The organism is Flavobacterium sp. LC2016-01, assembly GCF_009711135.1.
In the GTDB taxonomy this organism is placed as follows: domain Bacteria; phylum Bacteroidota; class Bacteroidia; order Flavobacteriales; family Flavobacteriaceae; genus Flavobacterium.
The window spans coordinates 232,596-251,635 of sequence record NZ_WMIC01000004.1 but is presented as its reverse complement, the minus strand read 5'-3'; the positions used below and the strand labels follow the sequence as shown (position 1 = coordinate 251,635).

19 protein-coding genes are annotated in these 19,040 nt (G+C 32.5%); 15 read left to right on the top strand and 4 right to left on the bottom strand.

The window, feature by feature from the left end; all coding sequences use genetic code 11:
* Position 1: 1 nt before the first annotated feature.
* From GKZ88_RS10480 to GKZ88_RS10465, 4 genes are all read left to right on the top strand, one after another.
* Positions 2-925 carry an AraC family transcriptional regulator gene (locus GKZ88_RS10480; protein WP_155102325.1) on the top strand — a complete coding sequence of 308 codons (924 nt, stop codon included), beginning with the start codon at positions 2-4 and terminating at the stop codon, positions 923-925.
* A gap of 256 nt (positions 926-1,181) precedes the next feature.
* Positions 1,182-1,904, top strand: coding sequence for an SDR family NAD(P)-dependent oxidoreductase (locus GKZ88_RS10475; RefSeq protein WP_155102324.1), 723 nt, complete (start codon positions 1,182-1,184; stop codon positions 1,902-1,904).
* A gap of 116 nt (positions 1,905-2,020) precedes the next feature.
* Positions 2,021-2,785 carry an SDR family oxidoreductase gene (locus GKZ88_RS10470; protein WP_155102323.1) on the top strand — a complete coding sequence of 255 codons (765 nt, stop codon included), beginning with the start codon at positions 2,021-2,023 and terminating at the stop codon, positions 2,783-2,785.
* A 144-nt stretch (positions 2,786-2,929) separates the two neighbouring features.
* Positions 2,930-3,646, top strand: a complete 717-nt coding sequence (locus tag GKZ88_RS10465) for a DUF4386 domain-containing protein (protein WP_155102322.1) — start codon at positions 2,930-2,932, stop codon at positions 3,644-3,646.
* Positions 3,647-3,741: 95 nt separating this feature from the next.
* On the opposite strand, the gene GKZ88_RS10460 is transcribed toward GKZ88_RS10465, so the two are convergent.
* The 3 genes from GKZ88_RS10460 to GKZ88_RS10450 all read right to left on the bottom strand — a co-directional run bounded on the left by GKZ88_RS10460 (position 3,742) and on the right by GKZ88_RS10450 (position 6,053).
* The gene (locus GKZ88_RS10460; RefSeq protein ID WP_230392498.1) at positions 3,742-4,146 is read right to left on the bottom strand and encodes a hypothetical protein; all 405 of its coding nucleotides are present in this window, start codon (positions 4,144-4,146) and stop codon (positions 3,742-3,744) included.
* Between the two features lie 171 nt (positions 4,147-4,317).
* Entirely contained in the window at positions 4,318-5,016 is a 699-nt protein-coding gene (locus tag GKZ88_RS10455; protein ID WP_155102320.1) for a LytTR family DNA-binding domain-containing protein, read from the bottom strand.
* Positions 5,016-6,053, bottom strand: a complete 1,038-nt coding sequence (locus tag GKZ88_RS10450) for a histidine kinase (protein ID WP_155102319.1) — start codon at positions 6,051-6,053, stop codon at positions 5,016-5,018. The genes GKZ88_RS10455 and GKZ88_RS10450 overlap by 1 nt, the downstream gene beginning before the upstream one ends.
* Positions 6,054-6,217: 164 nt before the next feature.
* Here GKZ88_RS10450 and GKZ88_RS10445 point away from each other — a divergent pair, with 164 nt between their 5' ends.
* The 6 genes from GKZ88_RS10445 to GKZ88_RS10420 all read left to right on the top strand — a co-directional run bounded on the left by GKZ88_RS10445 (position 6,218) and on the right by GKZ88_RS10420 (position 15,124).
* Positions 6,218-7,603: a TolC family protein gene (locus GKZ88_RS10445; protein ID WP_155102318.1), complete on the top strand. Its 1,386-nt coding sequence runs from the start codon at positions 6,218-6,220 to the stop codon at positions 7,601-7,603.
* A 12-nt stretch (positions 7,604-7,615) separates the two neighbouring features.
* The gene (locus GKZ88_RS10440; protein WP_155102317.1) at positions 7,616-10,906 is read left to right on the top strand and encodes an efflux RND transporter permease subunit; all 3,291 of its coding nucleotides are present in this window, start codon (positions 7,616-7,618) and stop codon (positions 10,904-10,906) included.
* Between the two features lie 217 nt (positions 10,907-11,123).
* Positions 11,124-12,209, top strand: coding sequence for an efflux RND transporter periplasmic adaptor subunit (locus GKZ88_RS10435; RefSeq protein ID WP_155102316.1), 1,086 nt, complete (start codon positions 11,124-11,126; stop codon positions 12,207-12,209).
* Between the two features lie 381 nt (positions 12,210-12,590).
* Complete coding sequence (locus GKZ88_RS10430) at positions 12,591-13,829, top strand: DUF6161 domain-containing protein (protein ID WP_155102315.1); 1,239 nt, start codon at positions 12,591-12,593, stop codon at positions 13,827-13,829.
* 39 nt (positions 13,830-13,868) lie between these two features.
* Complete coding sequence (locus GKZ88_RS10425; protein WP_155102314.1) at positions 13,869-14,579, top strand: hypothetical protein; 711 nt, start codon at positions 13,869-13,871, stop codon at positions 14,577-14,579.
* 134 nt (positions 14,580-14,713) lie between these two features.
* Positions 14,714-15,124 carry a hypothetical protein gene (locus GKZ88_RS10420; protein ID WP_155102313.1) on the top strand — a complete coding sequence of 137 codons (411 nt, stop codon included), beginning with the start codon at positions 14,714-14,716 and terminating at the stop codon, positions 15,122-15,124.
* A 170-nt stretch (positions 15,125-15,294) separates the two neighbouring features.
* Here the strand turns inward: GKZ88_RS10420 and GKZ88_RS10415 are convergent, their stop codons facing one another.
* Positions 15,295-15,504 carry a hypothetical protein gene (locus GKZ88_RS10415; RefSeq protein WP_155102312.1) on the bottom strand — a complete coding sequence of 70 codons (210 nt, stop codon included), beginning with the start codon at positions 15,502-15,504 and terminating at the stop codon, positions 15,295-15,297.
* Positions 15,505-15,925: 421 nt separating this feature from the next.
* Here GKZ88_RS10415 and GKZ88_RS10410 point away from each other — a divergent pair, with 421 nt between their 5' ends.
* The 5 genes from GKZ88_RS10410 to GKZ88_RS10390 all read left to right on the top strand — a co-directional run bounded on the left by GKZ88_RS10410 (position 15,926) and on the right by GKZ88_RS10390 (position 19,004).
* Complete coding sequence (locus GKZ88_RS10410; protein WP_155102311.1) at positions 15,926-16,579, top strand: DUF4253 domain-containing protein; 654 nt, start codon at positions 15,926-15,928, stop codon at positions 16,577-16,579.
* Between the two features lie 166 nt (positions 16,580-16,745).
* A complete protein-coding gene (locus GKZ88_RS10405; protein WP_155102310.1) occupies positions 16,746-17,276 on the top strand; it encodes a DUF1877 family protein in 531 nt (176 codons plus the stop codon).
* 229 nt (positions 17,277-17,505) lie between these two features.
* Positions 17,506-17,859 carry a hypothetical protein gene (locus GKZ88_RS10400; RefSeq protein ID WP_155102309.1) on the top strand — a complete coding sequence of 118 codons (354 nt, stop codon included), beginning with the start codon at positions 17,506-17,508 and terminating at the stop codon, positions 17,857-17,859.
* Positions 17,860-17,920: 61 nt separating this feature from the next.
* Complete coding sequence (locus GKZ88_RS10395) at positions 17,921-18,424, top strand: hypothetical protein (protein ID WP_155102308.1); 504 nt, start codon at positions 17,921-17,923, stop codon at positions 18,422-18,424.
* A 61-nt stretch (positions 18,425-18,485) separates the two neighbouring features.
* Positions 18,486-19,004, top strand: a complete 519-nt coding sequence (locus GKZ88_RS10390; RefSeq protein WP_155102307.1) for a PQQ-binding-like beta-propeller repeat protein — start codon at positions 18,486-18,488, stop codon at positions 19,002-19,004.
* Positions 19,005-19,040: the final 36 nt, after the last annotated feature.

Genomic DNA, 19,040 nt, shown 5'->3' with positions numbered 1-19,040 from the left:
TATGAAATCTCTAGATTCATTTTATCAAGATATTACCGAAGGTTCCACAGTTGATCCAAATTCATTATTGCCAAATGACATTAAAAAAGAAATTGGGCATTTTAATGTTTTTGACATTAAAGAGCTTCTTGAACGCCTTCAGGGAAAATCGGTTATGCCTTATGATCGCAGGGCTTATTATAAAATAAGTTTGATTAAAGGGAACAACCGCGCTGAATATGCCGATAAAATAATCGAAATCGAAAAACAGGGTTTATTATTTGCTACACCAAAAATACCATACAATTATCTCCCACAAGACACTAATCAGTCAGGACAGTTTTGTGTTTTTACGAGCGAATTTTTATCCAAAAGCAAAAGCGGTATCGATCTTGACGAACTTCCTATTTTCGCCTCAGACGGTTATCCTATTTTTCAGCTTTCAGATGAAGAAGTTTCAGAAGTTGAATTGATTTTCAATAAAATACAAAAAGAAATTAACTCGGATTATGTTTATAAATACGATTTGATTCGGAATTATGTTGCAGAGCTGATTCACTTTGGACAAAAATTACAGCCTATAACAGCGCTTTATTCTAAACATAATTCGGCAGCACGGGTTTCCTCTTTATTTGCGGAATTATTAGAAAGACAATTCCCAATTGAATCACCAAATCAGCGTTTAGAACTACGAACGGCAAAAGATTTTGCTTCGAGATTATCTGTTCATGTCAATCATTTAAATAAAGTTTTAAAGGAAAACACCGGGAAAACTACAACAGAATTAATTAGTTCTAGATTAACCAATGAAGCCAAAATCCTTTTAAAACAAACGGATTGGAACATTTCTGAAATTGCTTTTTCTTTAGGTTTCGAAGAATTGGCGCATTTTTCCAATTTCTTTAAAAAACAGACTACGTTTACGCCATTGGCTTTTAGGAGTTAGTTGTTTCAGGTTTCCTTACATTAGTTGTCGTAGAGCTTGTCCTCCTGAGCGAAGTCGAAGGATCTCATGCTAAATACATACAGAAACGTTTTACAGTGCGTGTCCTTCGACTTCGCTCAGGATGACATAAAATGAGAATTGGAATTTGGAATTTACTATTTCTGATTTGAATTTCGCAAACATCGATTTGATATTTACAATTCCCCAGAGCTGCTTCACTCCTACCTTTGTCTTATCAATTTAAAAGATCGAAAAGATGAATTTATCAAACAACAAAATTTTAATAACTGGCGGCGCAAGCGGTATCGGACTTGGACTTGCCGAACGATTTATTCAGGAAAACAATACCGTTATTATTTGCGGACGAAGAGAATCAGTTTTAAATGAAGTAAAAACAAAATTTCCATCTGTAATTACAAAAGTTTGTGATTTATCAGATGAAAAAGAACGCGTTTCGCTTTATGAATGGATCTCTGAAAATCATCCTGATTTAAATGTTCTGATTAACAACGCAGGAATTCAGAAATGGGTTTCAGTAACAGATGCTGATTTCTACGAAAGTATTAAATCTGAACTTGCAACAAATATCGAGGCACCACTTCATTTAACTTCATTATTTATTCAGTTGAAATCATTGACAACCGTAATGAATGTAACTTCTGGACTGGCATTTTCGCCTTTTGCAAAAGTCCCAGTTTACTCGGCTACTAAGGCATTTTTCCGTTCGTTTACACTTTCACTTCGTCATTTATTAAAGGCGAAAAATATCGAAGTAATCGAAATAATTCCGCCTGCCTTAAATACTGATTTAGGCGGCGTTGGACTTCATGATGCACATCCAAGTGTGAGCAGTTTTATTGAATCTATTTTTGAGCAGTTAAAAAATGGAAAACAGGAACTTACTTTTGGAACCAGCGAAACAAGATTAAATGCAAGTGCTGAAGATTTGAGAAATCATTTTAATGCAATGCATAATTAATTATGAATTGTGAATGGTTAATTGTTAATTAAAAAGACAAAAAAATCAAATCTCATAATTAACAACTCACAATCAATAATCAACAATTAACAATCAACAATTAACAATTAAAATACATGGCAGTAAATACAAAAATAGCTCTGGTTACTGGAGGAAGCAGAGGTTTAGGAAAAAACATGGCAATCGCAATTGCTAAAAAAGGAATCGACGTAATCATCACGTACAACAGTAAAAAAGAAGAAGCCGATTCAGTAGTTAAAGAAATCGAAAGTTTAGGGCAAAGAGCAGCTTCACTTCAATTGAATGTCGCAGATTCAGGAACTTTTGATGCTTTTTTTGAAAATATCTCAGAAGTTTTAAAAAATACTTTCAAAACAGATAAATTCGATTTTTTGGTAAACAATGCAGGAATTGGAATTCACAATTCATTCATTGGAACAACCGAAGCTGAATTTGATCAGCTAACCAATATTCAATTTAAAGGTCCGTTTTTCTTGACGCAAAAAGCATTAAATGTAATGAATGACGGTGGCGGAATCGTAAATATTTCAACTGGTTTAGCGAGATTTTCTTTTCCTGGTTACGCTGCTTACGCCTCTATGAAAGGCGCGATTGAAACGCTAACCAAATACCAGGCAAAGGAATTGGGTGCACGAAAAATCAGAGCAAATGTTGTGGCGCCGGGTGCAATCGAAACTGATTTTGGAGGAGGCGTTGTTCGTGACAATGAGCAAATGAATCAACAGATTGCTTCTGTGACAGCATTAGGAAGAGTTGGTCTGCCAGATGATATTGGCGGTGTCGTTGCTTTTTTATGTACCGAAGATGCACGCTGGGTAAACGCACAGCGTATTGAAGCTTCTGGCGGAATGAATTTGTAATTTCAACATATCATAACGTATAATAAACCCGACAGCTTTTAAAAACCTGTCGGGTTTCTCGTTAAATATCAAATAATTCAGCTAATTTTCGTTGATTGGTAACAATTTAATTAGACAAACGTCTTATCTAAAACCAACCAAAATATGAAACCAAAAAATTTTGAAACTTCGCCTCAATTTTATGCGAGAATAGCCGGATTGTTATATTTAGCAATTATTTTAACCGGATTGTTTGCTGAAGCTTTTGTCAGAAATAAATTGTTCGTTTCTGGAGATGCCACTGCAACTGCAAACAACATCATCCATTCTGATTTTTTATGGAGATTGGGCATCAGCGCCGATTTGATTATGCAAATTTGCGATCTTCCAGTAATGATTATTCTCTATTATCTTTTCAAACCGGTAAGCAAAAAATTGGCACTGCTCAATTTGTCTTTTAATTTGATTCAGACTGCTGTTTTAGTAGCAAACAAATTAAATCTTCTTGCTGCTTTATTCTTCTTAGGGGATGGCGAATATTTAAAATCTTTCAGTCCAGATCAATTGCATACGCTTGCTTATCTTTCAATAAAATTGCATGGTTATGGATTTGGAGTTGGTTTGATCTTCTTTGGATTTGTGTGTCTGATTGAAGGATACTTAATTTATAAATCAGGTTATTTTCCAAAAGTTTTGGGAGTTTTAATGGCAATCGCTGGTGTTTGTTATTTAGCAAACAGTTTTGCTTCAATCCTAGCTCCAGAATTATCTAGTTTTGCATTATTATTTCCGTGCATTATTGCAGAATTTGGACTTACACTTTATCTTATTTTAAAAGGCGTAAACCTTACAATCTGGAAAGAAAAAGTGGCAGTTTCATAACAAAAGAAATATATCAAAAAAACAAAACCCGATAAGCGTTAAAACTTATCGGGTTTGTCATTTTAAATATAATTGAATTAGTAAGCAAACATATTTTAATTTTTTTCGATTATGACATTAAAATCACCATCTTTATCAAAAACAACATCATAAAATCTGGAATCTTTAGTAACTCCAACTTCATAAGTTGTTTTGTTTTTATCATCAACAACAACCGCTATTTCTTTAATAGCTTTTGGCGAATAATTCTTTTTTAAATAGGCCTGTGCATTTAAAGGCAGTTTACTTAATGGAATTTGAAGTTCGAACGCTTTCAAAACTCCAGAATTATTATAAATCGCAACCGCTTTTGTGTTTTTATCTTTGTTGAATTTCGCTTCATAACGAATTTCATCATCATCATCACCAACATATTCTTCAGACCAAACCGCAGTTTTTCCGGGATATTCTTTCTCAAAAGTAAATTGCACCTTTTCTAGAGGCGTTATTACTTTCTTCATATTTGTGCCTTCTTGTGCAAAAAGAAAACCTTGGCATAAAAAAAGAACAATCAGCAAAAGATTTCTCATAATTCCTCATTTACAAATTAATACGCTTAAAATATCGTATTAAAATTACTACTTTAAAATTAAGATTAAATGAAGTCTGTTTAAAATATTATCAACAATTTCTTATCTTTTTAATCGGTCTGATAATTCTCTTTTGTACGTAATTCCAATAGGCAGTTTTTCATGTTTAACAACCACAAAATCCTTTTCAATTTCTTCAATTTTATCTAAAGCCACTATATACGATTTATGAATGCGCATAAAGTTTTTTTCTGGAAGACATTTTTCTAATTCAGTTGTTGTTATCGAAGCCAAATACGTTCGTTTTATCGTATGCATTTTAACATAATTTCCAAAACTCTGCGCAAATAAAAGCTGATCCAATTCTATGTCAATAAAATAACCGTCAACCTTTACGCTTATTGAATTTATAACAACTTCTTCTTCCTTAATTTTTACCGTTTCTGTTGAAAAAAAGCGATCAATAGCTTTTAAAAATCTAGGGAAATAAATAGGCTTCAGCAAATAATCAATGACACCGTAATCATAACTTTCTAAAGCAAATTCAGAATATGCTGTCGTTAAAATTGTTTTAGGATGATTTGGAATAATTTTCAACAATTCCATTCCTGAAATCTCGGGCATATTGATATCCAAAAACATTAAATCAACATGATTTTCACGCAGATAATCCATCGCTTCAATTCCGTTATAACCTTGAAAAACCAATTCCAACTGCGGATTCTGTTTGATATAATTCGCTAAAACATAATGCGCCGCCGGTTCATCATCAACAATTATACATTTTTTTGGCTCTTTCATTATAAAAACTTTTTCAGCTGCAGTTTCAAATCAATTATATACGTTTTTTTATCATCTTGAATATCTAATTTATAGTCTTTTCCATAAATTAAATCCAGTCTTTCGATGGTGTTTTTTAAACCAATTTTAGTCGAAACAACATCTGTTTTTTTAGTCGGAATTGAATTGACAACATGCAGATGCAGTAAACCATTTTCGACGGTAATAAAGATTCTCACAAAACACTTTTCGATGGCACAAGTTCCGTGTTTAAAGGCATTTTCAATAAATGCAATTAAAAGCATCGGTGAAACTTTATACGCGTTTTCGTTGTCGATTTTGCAATCATAAGTAATATCACAGCGATAGCCAACACGCTCTTTTTCGAGCTGTACATAACTGTTTATAAACGCTAATTCATCTTCTAAAGTTACGCATTGTTTGTTATTGCTTTCAAGCTGATAACGCATTAATTGCGAAACTTTCATAATCAAATCTGGAGTTCGGTCAGGAAACTCTAAACTAATTCCGTAAAGCGTATTAAAAGTATTAAATAAAAAATGCGGATTCAATTGACCTTTCAGTGAATTCAGCTGCATTTGGTTGAATAACAAAGTTTCGTCTGTATGTTTTCTGTGAATTCTGTAAAATTTGAAAACAATAATTGGACTTAAAATACAAACCAAAGTTCCTAAAACACTGGCCAATTGGTAAATATAACTACGTTGATGCGAGTTTTGATACAAACGGCAATTGCTGAACACATCGAGCATCATAATCTCGTACAAAATGACCGAAAATACAAAAACACCAAAGAGAGTCAGAAAAATATACGTTACCGGGCGTTGGGTTTTGAATAATATTGGAAGAAGAAAAAAGCGATTAAACTGCGCATGCATGTACAAAATGAAATAGAAAAAAATCCCCATTAATATGGAAGTAACTGAACTGAAAAGCATCCAGTCATTTTTTAACGTATAAATTGTAAATGAAAAAAGAACAACAGCGATTTCCTGCCACCACTTGTTATCCAATAAATTATCAAATTTTTTATTCATTTTTAAAACTTAAATAGTTCACAAAGTACGGACAAAAATTTAATTATTTTTTCCAAAAAATGACAAATTCAATTGGTCATTTATTAGTGCAGTACATCACTAAACCTGAGTTTTATCAGTGCAAGAGAAATAAATTTGCACTTTAATTTCACACTTTGAGTTTTATGTATTTCAAAAAAATTACTTTATTATTTTTCTTGATTTTAGCCTCAAATGGTTATTCACAAACCTTGTCTTTAAAAGAAGCAATAAAAACGGGTCTTGAAAACTATGGTTCGATCAAAGCAAAAAACAATTACGCCAGTGCCTCAAAAGAGACATTAAAACAATCTCGACGTGATTACCTTCCTAATCTTAATTTATCTGCTCAGCAGGATTATGGAACTATTAATGGCCAAAACGGTGCATTATATGGATTTAATGGTTTAGGAACTGCTTCTTCCGGACCTGCATTGCCAAACCAAAACTGGAATTCTGCTTTTGGTGCTTTATATTTAGTGAACATGAACTGGGACTTTTTTACTTTCGGAAAAACTCAGGAAAAAATCAATTTAGCAAAAGTTGATGTTCAAGCAAAAGAAAAAGATTTACAACAGGAAAAATTCCAACAGGAAATTAAAATTTCGGCCGCTTATTTAAATTTATTGGCAAGCCAAAGGTTACTGATTTCACAGCAAAAGAATTTAAGCCGTGCAGAAGTTTTCAAAAAGACAGCTGTTGCCCGAGTTAAAAACGGATTATTGGCTGGAGTAGATTCGACCTTGGCAACTGCTGAAGTTTCAAAAGCAAAAATCGCGCTGAATCTTGCCCGAAATTTTGTTAAAGAACAAAACAACAAATTGGTTGATTTGATGGGCGTTGCGCCTCAGGATTTTATTGCAGATACTTTGTTTGTCAATCAAATTCCAAAAGAGGTTTTAAGATCAACCGCTTCAACTGACAGTCTGCATCCTTTATTGCAATATTATAAAACGAAGATTGATTACAGCAATCAGCAGGTTAAATTATACAAACGTTTTTATTACCCAACCATGAGCGCTTTTGGTGTTTTACAAACCAGAGCTTCAGGTTTTGAAACCGGTTACGCAGTGGATCAGTCTAATTTTAGCAGAAATTACTGGGATGGCGTTAATCCTGATCGTTCAAATTATTTGGTTGGAGTTGGAATTACTTGGAATTTAACGACACCTTTTAGAGCAAACAAACAAGTAACGTCTCAGAAATTTGTTTCACAAGGTTTGCAGGAAGAATACAATCAAGCCAGCAGAGAATTGCAGTCACAACTTGTTTTTGCAGAAGATAAAATAAAAATCACTTTGGAAAATTATGCCGAAGCACCAATTCAGGTCAATGCTGCACAGCGTGCTTACATCCAAAAATCAACTTTATACAAAAACGGCTTAACCGATTTGACCGATTTAACCCAAACAATGTTTACACTAAATCGCGCCGAAATTGACCGAGATATTGTCAACAACAATGTGTGGCAGTCGTTTTTACTGAAAGTTGCTGCAACGGGCAATTTTGACTTATTTATAAATGAATTTTAATTATAGAGCCTAATGAATTTAATACGATTTGCACTCCGCAAACCCATCTCCATATTAGTATTGGTTGCGGGTCTATTTTTCTTCGGAATTGGTGCCATCAAAGACATCAAGGTAGATATTCTGCCAAAAATGAATTTGCCGGTTATCTATATTGCGCATCCTTTTGGAGGTTACACGCCAGACCAGATGGAAGCTTATTTTGCTAAGACTTATGTTAATATTCTGCCTTTTGCCAATGGTGTAAAATCGGTAGAGACCAAAAATATTCAGGGGTTAATGATCATGAAATTAACCTATTATGAAAACACAAACATGGCGCAAGCGGCAGCCGAATTAAGTTCACTTTCGAACAGGATTCAGGCGGCTTTCCCTCCGGGAACACAGCCTCCGTTTATCATTCGTTTTGATGCTTCTTCTCTTCCAATTGGACAATTGGTTTTGAGCAGTAAAATACGTTCGAATAATGAATTACAGGATTTGGCCAACGTTTATGTTCGTGCTTCTTTTACTTCGATTCCAGGTTTATTATCGCCAGCGCCTTTTGGCGGAAGCCCAAGAACAATTGAGGTTAACGTTGATCCAGATTTATTGCGTTCGCATAATATGACGCCAGATCAAATTGTTGAAGCAATCCGCATCAACAACCAGACTGCACCTTCAGGAAACGTGAGAATGGGTGATAAAAATTATATCACGCCAACAAATAATACCATTAAAGAAGTTAAGGATTTTGAAAATATTCCGTTATTCAAAGGAAGTGTTCAAAACTTGAAATTAGGCGATGTGGCAACCGTAAAAGATGGTGCCGATATTACGCAAGGTTACGCTTTAGTAAACGGAAAACGTTCGGTTTATATCAGTATCGCAAAAGCCGGAGATGCTTCGACTTGGGATGTGGTTCAGAAACTAAAAGCCGAATTGCCAAAAATTCAAAGCACATTACCTGAAGATGTAAAATTATCATACGAATTTGACCAGTCAGTTTATGTAATCAACTCGGTTAAAAGTTTAATTACTGAGGGAATTATTGGTGCGGTTTTAACGGGATTAATGGTTTTATTATTCCTTGGAGATAGACGCGCGGCTTTGATCGTAATTATGACGATTCCTATTTCGATTATTTCTGGCGTTTTATTCCTGAAATTATTTGGACAAACGATCAACCTGATGTCTTTATCTGGATTGGCTTTAGCAATTGGAATTTTAGTGGATGAAAGTACCGTAACAATCGAAAATATTCACCAGCATCTCGACATGGGAAAACCAAAAGCACTCGCCATTTGGGATGCCTGTCAGGAAATTGCATTGCCAAAATTATTGATCTTGCTTTGTATTTTGGCCGTATTTGCTCCGGCATTTACAATGGTTGGTATTCCGGGAGCGTTGTTTTTGCCTTTGGCTTTAGCAATTGGTTTTTCAATGGTTATTTCCTTTTTATTATCTCAGACATTTGTTCCTGTAATGGCAAACTGGTTAATGAAAGGACATGAAAAACACGAACATACTCCTGAAATTACGGACGATGAAGCCGAATTCAATGCCTGCGGATTAACACCAGAATCTGAAAAAGACTTGATCATTCAGAAAAAAGGTTACATTGAAAAATTAGATACCGATGAAAACGGAAAAATAAGTCCTTTTGAGCGATTCAAAGTTCGTTTCATGAGAACTTTAGACCGATTGTTTGTACACAAGAAAATTACAAGTATTACCTATTTAATTTCTGCAACAGTTTTGGCTGTAGTCTTAATTAGTTTTATTGGAAAAGATGTTTTCCCAAAGGTAAATTCAAGTCAGTTTCAATTACGACTTCGTGCTATTGATGGAACGCGTTTAGAAAGAACAGAAGAACAAGCCGTTATCGTTTTAAAAGAATTGAAAAAAATGGTTGGCAATGAACATATCGGAATTACATCTGTATATGTAGGTCAGCACCCGTCATTATTCTCAATTAACCCTATTTACTTGTTCATGGCAGGTTCTCATGAAGCGGTATTTCAGGTGAGTTTGAAAGATTATCATGCAGATATGGACGAGTTTAAAGACGAATTTAGAAACCGACTAAAAAAACTGCTTCCAAATACAAAAGTTTCTTTTGAACCAATTGAATTGACCGATAAAGTTTTAAGCCAAGGTTCTCCTACTCCAATCGAAGTTCGAATTGCAGGAAAAGACAAAAAACGAAATGAATTATACGCCAATCAAATTGTAGAAAAACTGAAAAAAATCGCTTATTTCAGAGACGTCCAAATTGGTCAGCCAATTCATTATCCAGCGATGAATATTGATATTGACAGAACACGTGCGGCTGAATTAGGCGTTGATATGAACGATATTTCACGTTCGCTTGTCGCTTCAACTTCATCTTCAAGATATACAGAGAAAAATACTTGGGTCGATGAAAGAGCAGGATTATCATACAACGTTCAGGTTCAGGTACCGCTGAATCAAATGAAAAGCAAAACGGATATTGGAGAAATTCCAGTATTAAAAAACTCGCTTCGTCCTGTTTTAAGCGACGTTGCAAAAATTACACCTGGCTTTGTAAGCGGTGAAAATGACAATTTAGGGGCAATGCCATACATTACTGTTACAGCAAACATCCATCAAACCGATTTGGGGACCGCTTCGAAAGATGTTGCTGCAACAATCAATTCATTGGGTGAATTACCTAGGGGGTTATTCATTACACCAATTGGTTTAAGTAAGGTATTGGAGGAAACATTAAGCAGTTTGCAAGTTGGGTTATTGGTTGCCATTTTTGTAATCTTCTTAATGTTAGCCGCTAATTTCCAATCGTTCAAAGTTTCGCTGGTTATTTTAACAACTGTTCCAGCGGTAGTTTTAGGAGCCCTATTAATGCTGTTATTGACTGGTTCAACATTGAATTTACAGTCGTACATGGGAATCATCATGTCGGTTGGGGTTTCAATTGCGAATGCCGTTTTACTGGTTACCAATGCCGAACAATTGCGAAAACGAAATGGAAATGCATTAGAATCGGCACGTGAAGCTGCTGCACTGCGTCTTCGTCCAATTATCATGACATCGGTTGCGATGATTGCCGGAATGTTGCCAATGGCAATTGGTCACGGCGAAGGAGGCGATCAGGTTTCTCCGTTAGGAAGGGCGGTTATTGGCGGACTTTTATTTTCTACTTTTGCCGTATTATTAATCCTTCCGCAGATATTTGCGTGGGCACAAGAAAAAACAACAACACAATCTGTTTCTTTAGATCCTGAAGACGAAGAAAGCATCCATTATATCTCATCAATAAGTAAGTCAAAAGTTGGAAAGTCATAAAGTTGAAAGTCACATCGTCGTGTAACTAAAAATTAAACACATAGAAACATAGAATTTTATGTCAAAAAAGAGAGAAGAAGAAACAAGTTTCCACACATAGTAAACTATGTGCATTTAAATTAGTGAAACGCCTTTTTTAAAGCTTCAAAAACTATGTTCCTATGTGTTAACATTACACTCAACGGTTAAAAACATATTTATTATATAAAACCAAAAAATGAAAAATAAAATACAATATAGCGCGCTGTTTTTTGCAGCACTATTTTTCCTTAACAGCTGTAATTCAAAAAAAGAAGAAGTTGTTACGGCAGAAATCGAACCTAAAACAGAAACTTTTCTTTTAACTAAAGAAAAACTGACAACTGAATTGCGTTTACCAGCTGAATTAACTGGTTTCCAGCAAGTAGATTTATATGCAAAAGTGAGCAGTTTTGTAAAAGAATTAAAAGTTGATATTGGTTCTAAAGTGAAAAAAGGACAGCTTTTGATTGTTTTAGAAGCACCTGAAATCAGCTCACAATTGGCTGCAGCCGAATCGAGATTAAAATCGATGGAAGCCATTTATGCTACCAGCAAAAGTACGTACAACCGTTTGTATGAAACGAGCAAAGTGGAAGGAACAATTTCTAAAAATGATTTAGAAATGGCAAGCGGTAAAAAGAATTCTGATTACGCACAATATCAAGCCGCAATTGCAGCACATAAAGAAGTTTCGATTATAAGAGGTTATCTTGAAATCCGTGCTCCTTTTGACGGTGTTGTAGCCGCTAGAAATGTGAATTTAGGAACATTTGTAGGTCCTGCAGGAAAAGGTTCTGATTTGCCTTTATTAACGATTCAAGAGCAGACAAAATTACGTTTAGCGGTTTCTGTTCCTGAATTGTACACAGGATATTTACACAATGGCGACGAAATGAGTTTCAATGTAAAATCATTGCCAGATACTTTTAAAGCGACGATTACAAGAATGTCAGGTGCATTGGATTTAAAACTTCGTTCTGAGCGTGTTGAAATGGACATACACAACGCAAAAGCAAATTTATTACCTGGAATGGTTGCCGAAGTTTTATTACCACTTAACGCAAAAGAAAGCACTTTTGTGGTTCCGAAATCGGCTGTAGTAAATGCTGCGGAAGGAATTTTTGTAATTAAAGTAGTAAACCACAAAGCAACAAGAGTTGATGTGAAAAAAGGAAGAGAAATCGACGATAAAATTGAAATTTTCGGTGATTTGACTCCAAACGATAAACTGGTAAAAATTGCCAGCGAAGAAACTAAGGAAGGCGATATCATAAACGAATAACCTGCGTTTAGTCTTCTTTTTAGTAGATTACCCAAAAACTGTACGCATTTATTAATGCGGCATTTTAAAATTTGATTTGGTTTTAAAATGCAATCAAAATTTGCCTAAAGGGTGGTACTTTTTATAAGTGCCACCCTTTTTTTGTGGTGAAAAAAATATGAGTATTCCTTTATAATTTTTTATTTTAGATGTATGAAGCTTCAATCTTCATTCAAGTTGTTTTTATTTATTTTTTTTTGTCAAAACATAAAATCAAAATTATTAATTTGGTAGAAATCGAGTAAAAGTACTTAGCCTTTTAGATTAATAAATGGATATTTTTGATATCACTAATATAAATACTATACAACTAACCTCTCTTACCAAAAACAAATACTGATTATGACTATTCAAGAAATAAATAAATTTCTAAAATCTGATGCAGCAGTTGAAATTAAAGATTCTCATTTTATTTTAAGGTTTCCTATTTCAAATTTTGAAAATAGTTATAACATATCTACATTATACAGATATGCAAAAGATCAGGTAGAAAAATGGGATGCCTATGAGGCATTGCCCTCAGATTTATTAAAAAGCAAAAATTATTTTGCTACAATTCAAACGAGGATTGAACAACTAATTGAAGCTGTACAGAATGGCAATACATCACATTCATACATTACAGAATTACAATCCTCAATTAATACCTATGGTTATGAGAAAATGATTCCTGCTGATTCAAGTGAAGCTTATTTTCTAATCTCCGTATTTAAAGAATCTGCAAAACTTTTTGATGCTGCCTATTCTTGTCTTGCTGGAAGAGTTAATCAAGCATCATTTTCAAATAAGGAATATTTTAAAGGTATTATAATGGCAATATTATTTGAAATTAGGGAAAGTTCATCAATTAACCGCTCATCACATGACCGAAGTTCTTTTAATTCTTTAAAAACCAGAGTAGAGAAATATGTTTCAGATTCTGATAAAGAACTAAAAGAATTATTTGAAATTGCAGAAAACAAAATAGATTCGTTTGTTAAAACATCTGATCAAATAAAAAAAGATAATCAAGAAAAACTAAATAAATGGTTTGGTTTGAATCAAACAACTGCCAAAACTTTTTCTGAACAAGTAAATGAAGAAAGAAAAAATATTGAGCAAACTTATAAAGAACTTTTACAATTACAAGCACCTGCTCAGCATTGGAAAGAAACTTCACAAAAATTATTAGATGAAGGACATATGTTTATGCGGGGATTATTTGCATTGATATTAATAGGCGGTTTTTCACTATATATGCTTCTATGGAAAACACCAGAGAGCATGTTAGCAAGTTTTTTTAGTGATGATAAAACTGCGGCTATTCGTTGGTCTATTGTTTTTGTAACATTTATTTCCTTAATATTTTTTGGCATTCAATCCTTGCGTAAAGCTATGTTTTCGAGTTTTCATTTAGCAAGAGATGCACAAGAAAGGGAAAAACTAACCATGTATTATCTTTCATTAATTAAAGAAGGTGCAATCATAGATGATGATAAAAAACTGATTCTACAATCTCTTTTTAGCAGAGCAGATTCAGGTTTATTAAAAGAAGATAGCAGCCCAACTATGCCAGGAATAATTGATAAAATTAAAGGATAAATAATATCAAGTACATTCTATGAATCAAACTAAACAATAATGAAAATTAAAACAACTTGCATGAAATGTACTTTTGAAGATGGGCGTGAAACTGAACCTATAAGTCTTCAAATTACGAACAATAATTTATATATTTTTGAATGTCCTTATGGTCATAAAAATGCCTTGTATCAACAACAACAAAAATTCGAATTATTATATGAGTCTGCAGTTCATGCAATAAATGATGGTTATTTAAGAGAAGCTGTTTCCTCAATTGCAGCAAGTTTAGAAAGATTCTATGAATTCTTTATAAAAATTATCTGCACTAAAAATGAAATTAATGAAGATATTTTTGATCAAACATGGAATTTACTTTCAAAGCAATCTGAGAGACAACTAGGCGCTTTCATTTTTTTATACTCTCAGGAATTTAAAAGACCTCCTATATTACTAAGCAATAGTCAAAGTGAATTTAGAAATAATGTTATTCATAAGGGCTATTTTCCAACTTATGAAAAAACAATAGAATTTGGTCAAAAAGTGCTAGATTTTATAGTTGAAATTGTAGGAATATTAAAAGTCAAATACCCTGAATACATATCGAGTATTATCATGCTACACAATCTTAAACTTCATCTTGAAGCAATTAAAATAACTGATCAGCCAATAGGATTATCAAGTTCTACTATTATAGGATTAAGTACAGATTATGACAATAATAAACCAATAATATTAGAAGAATATCTAAACTACAAAAAAAATAGGTAAAATAATATTCAAAAATTGCAAACTATAAATCAAAAACCGTGCTCCACAAAGTCTCCACGCTGGCGCGAGCGTCTCGCTCGTGAACGCAATGATTTAAATTATATATTTGTTTTTAATACCGTAAATACCAATAAATGATCCGAATCGAATTCGAAGAACCAAACAAAGAAATCTGTAGTTGTTGCAACAATGAAATCATCAAATTAACTAGATTTGTTTTTAAAGATGAGGATGCATTTGCCATTTACTATTTAAAATTCACTATGGGACATGAAGACAAATATGCAATCGGAATAATTAGTATTGGAGATTGGGGAACAGATCAACCCAAAAATAGATTTGCATTTCCTTTTAGAATTTGGACTAGTGATAATAATTATCAGGTTGGTTTAATGGATAAAGAGGAATCAGAGTGGAAACATGAAATACTTGGAAATATTTTAGATAGAAAAGATGCATTAGAACATCCTTGGATTAAGGAAGTATTTCACATCACAGATCATATTGTTGATGAGGATAAAATATTAATTGAATATTTTAATTAACCTTGCTCCGCAAAGTCTCCCAACTTTGCGTTTTTTTTATCATTTAAAAATTCAAAACGAAATAAAAGCCTCCCGTTTACTAACACAAGGAATAGTAATATCAAAAAAAATCCATTTTTATTTTTGTAAAAATGGATTTTTAAAATAATTATTATTAGAGAATATTTTATTTAATTTTTGAAATTTTGTATTCGTTTTGAATACAAATTATTACCAAAAATAATGGCTCCTATTACAAATGGAACAAAATGAGAAATTTGCCAAAAAAGATCTATTCCTTCTTTTAATCCCTCGTTTAAAGTTTCGAATATTCCCAAACCAATAAAGAATAAGCAAATCACAAATAAACCGAATTGAATTTTATAATTTATTTTAATCATAGGTTTTAGTTTGTTTTAAAATTAATTAATTTTCTATATACGTGTTTTATAAAAATTTTATCTGAGTAACTGTAGTTACTCAGATAAAATTTCAAATAAATTCTGCATTTTTTCAAAAAATTGTCTTTTCATAAAAAATATAATTACTTGTAAAATTTCTTCAGGTCTGCCGTATGTGGATATTAAAAGTAAGAAAATTATTTCAATATCATAACAATGCATTATGTTTTTTCATAAATAAAATCTTATTTTTTGTTTTTTTTTAGTGCTCCGTATAGTCTTCTGACTTGCGCTTTTACTATTTTTTAAATAAAACCAACTTGTATTATTTGTAAGAAATTTTAAATATATTTGAAATCAAAGTCCGTCCCTTAAACTCTAATTCAAATCATTAAAAATTATCCAAAACCAATTCTTCAAAATGAAACAAAAACTACTACTTGCTGCAATAGGAATCTCTTTATTATTTGGCTGCAGCCAAAAAAACAATTTGACCTCTTCTGAAACTGAATTAGTAAAAAAAATAAACTTTAACGCAGATTTAATTTCAGAACTAAAAGAACTTACTAAAAGTGATTTTAAACAACTGCCCGCAATTGATGGAGAAACAGGAGAAATGTACACGGATAAGTTTTATGATGGGATTTATACCGAGGCTACCGAAGATCAAGCTGTAGAATATGTAAAAAAGCTTAAAAATAAATTTAGAGAAAGCGGTTATTTGATTTTTGAATTTGAAAGTAATGATGATAAAAAAGGAGTTGCTGTAATTAAAGGTACAAATGATCTAGATATTCTTAGATACAGAAGAACTGACGGAATAAACTATGATGTAGACAATACAGCTCTAGTTGAAAAAATTTCTGAATGGAAAACTAAATACGGCCTAATAGTAATTGGCTGCAGCAGAGATTGGGTTCATATTGAATTTGACAAATTACCCTCTGATTTGGATGCTTTTTCAAAAGAAGTGTATGCTTTTTGTCCTGATTCTGTTGACCAAGGTGTTGGCTCTCTAAGCAATCTAAAAGCAGCAATTAAAGAAATGAATGGATTATGGTTGTGGTGGGATTAAGGGCTATTACTAATTTTTCATAAAGTAATTTTAGCACCTGCCTCAAAGCTTTCTTAATAATCAAATACTAAAAACAGATGCTTTCAGCATTTTTAATTCCATATATATAATTCAAAAACTTATATTCTTTTTAAGCCAAAAACATTATAAATAACAACCCAAATCTATGAGCCAAAGTGTGAATCTCTATCAAATAAGTAAAGAAAATTTCGAAGCATTTTCTATTCATTATGAATCTTTTAATTTAGATTTCAATGAAAATAATTCTTCAATATTTGATCAAAATTTTGAGGGATTAATTTACCTTTTCTTAGCTTATTATGATCAACAAATGCCAGAATCTTTAGAAAAGCTTTTCTATCCTCAGGATTTTATTGGTGAAGAAGTTGATTTCAACAATATTGATTTTGACAATATCGAAGATTTTCCAGAATCAACTTCTACCTATTATCTAAATCCAACAGCCATAAAAGAGGTCAATACAGCTTTGAATACAATTGAAAACAATAAAATTTTAGATTTTTACAATGCTTCTGATTTTAATTCTAATGATATTTATCCTGGCGTTTGGCATAATGACGAAAGAGAAGACCAAGCATTTAATAAAAGACATTTAGAAGAAGGCCTGCAATTATTAAAAGAAACCATTTCGCAGGCACACAGCAACGAAAACTATATTTTGTTCTTTACTGATTAAATTTACATTAACGAAATATCTAAATTGTATTCACGAGCGAGACGTTCGCGCCAGCTCGGGTAAGTGTTACATTGGTAAAAAAAAATAAGAATTAAAAAAATAAATTAAAATGGGACATTTTGTACGATCTCGGCTAACGACAAAAGATAAGCTAACCAATATCCCTCGTGATATTATCCACTTTATAAAGAACGATTATATTCACTTCCCTCTACAAATTTCTTACACAATGGAAGATGTTAGAAATGAATTTGGAAAATATGAAAGTATCGAAGAACTAATTGAAGACAAATCTAATTTATTAGAAGAAACTTTAGAAATTATTAAATTGGTGGAAAGATTGAAAATTGAGAATTTTCTAATCGAATTTCTTGAAGATGTTGGTGATCATTACCCTCTTTCTGAATTTATGCAATTTGTAATAGCAAACAAAAAAATAGTAAAAGAAAGCATTCTAAGCAACGTCGATGAAGAAGGAAATCTTTATTGCGAGTCCTTTCTCGGATTTGATTACCAACTTGATGAAGCACCGTTTACATCCTATGAAAGTGCAAAAAGAAAATACCTTAAACTGACAGAATAAATAGATGACTGTCGCTCCGCAAAATCTCCTAAAAACATTTTCAAACCAATAAAACTCAACCATGAAAAAAACATTAATCACATTCATTATTACATTATTTGTTACAATCAGCATGAATTCACAAACAAAATTTGATTTACCAGAAAATATAGAACTAAAGAGAGATTCTGATTATGCTAAATATGAAAATGATATTGTCAGCGCTGCAAAATGGCTGGAAGAAACTGATTTAAACACAGAAACAGACAAAAGAAAACAAGTTGATGCTTTTATAATCAAATGGGTATCCGGAACTCCAAATATCACTGTCGAAATGAATAGTTGTTTAATGAAACTGTATGGTAAAAACAATGAATTATTGGCTTTGTATATGGCTAGCTATTCGGCGTATTTTATACAAAATGCAACTGCCGATAAAACTGCTGCGGTTAAAGCCGGAATAGTCTCTATGATAAATGTCTATAAAAAAGGAATTTCTATTACAAAAAGTAAAGAAATGGAGAAAGCAATCGAGGCGTATGATCAAAATAAATTCGACGAATATATTGCAAAAAACTTTGGATAACCTTTGTTGGTGCGAGCATTTTATTTATGATTATCAAAGATTAATACTATTTTAATATCCCATGAAATATCTCGGTTTTGCAGTTATTCTTATTTGCTTACATACACTTTTTAGCTGTCAAAATAATAAATACGATTATGATCCTTCCGAACCTTATCCGGAATTAATAGTTGGTGAACGATGGGATGATAAATACGACAATCGGGGTTTGCAAAATGGTATCGTTAAAGGCCATTTTCTGTATGTCAATACCATTAATATTTCGAAAGGAAAAGAATATCTGTATTGTTTAAATCTTGTAACCAAAAAGGTAGCATGGAAAAATGAAGTTGACTTTTTTGCTTCACAGCCTGTTTGTATTAGTCCTAGTCAGATCTTTTATGTGAGTTATGTTGGCAACATTTATTCCTTTTCATTAGATGGCAAAAAAATGTGGTCCACTAAACCCCGAATTGATTTTACGGCATACAAACTTAATCCTGCGAATAACAACTTAGTGCTTATTGATACCAGACATGAAGTTTTTGAATTTGATAAAAATTCTGGAAAAATAGTAAAGCATTATGTTATAATAGAATGAAATAACATATTTACTTTCATAAGCCTTCACCTTTGC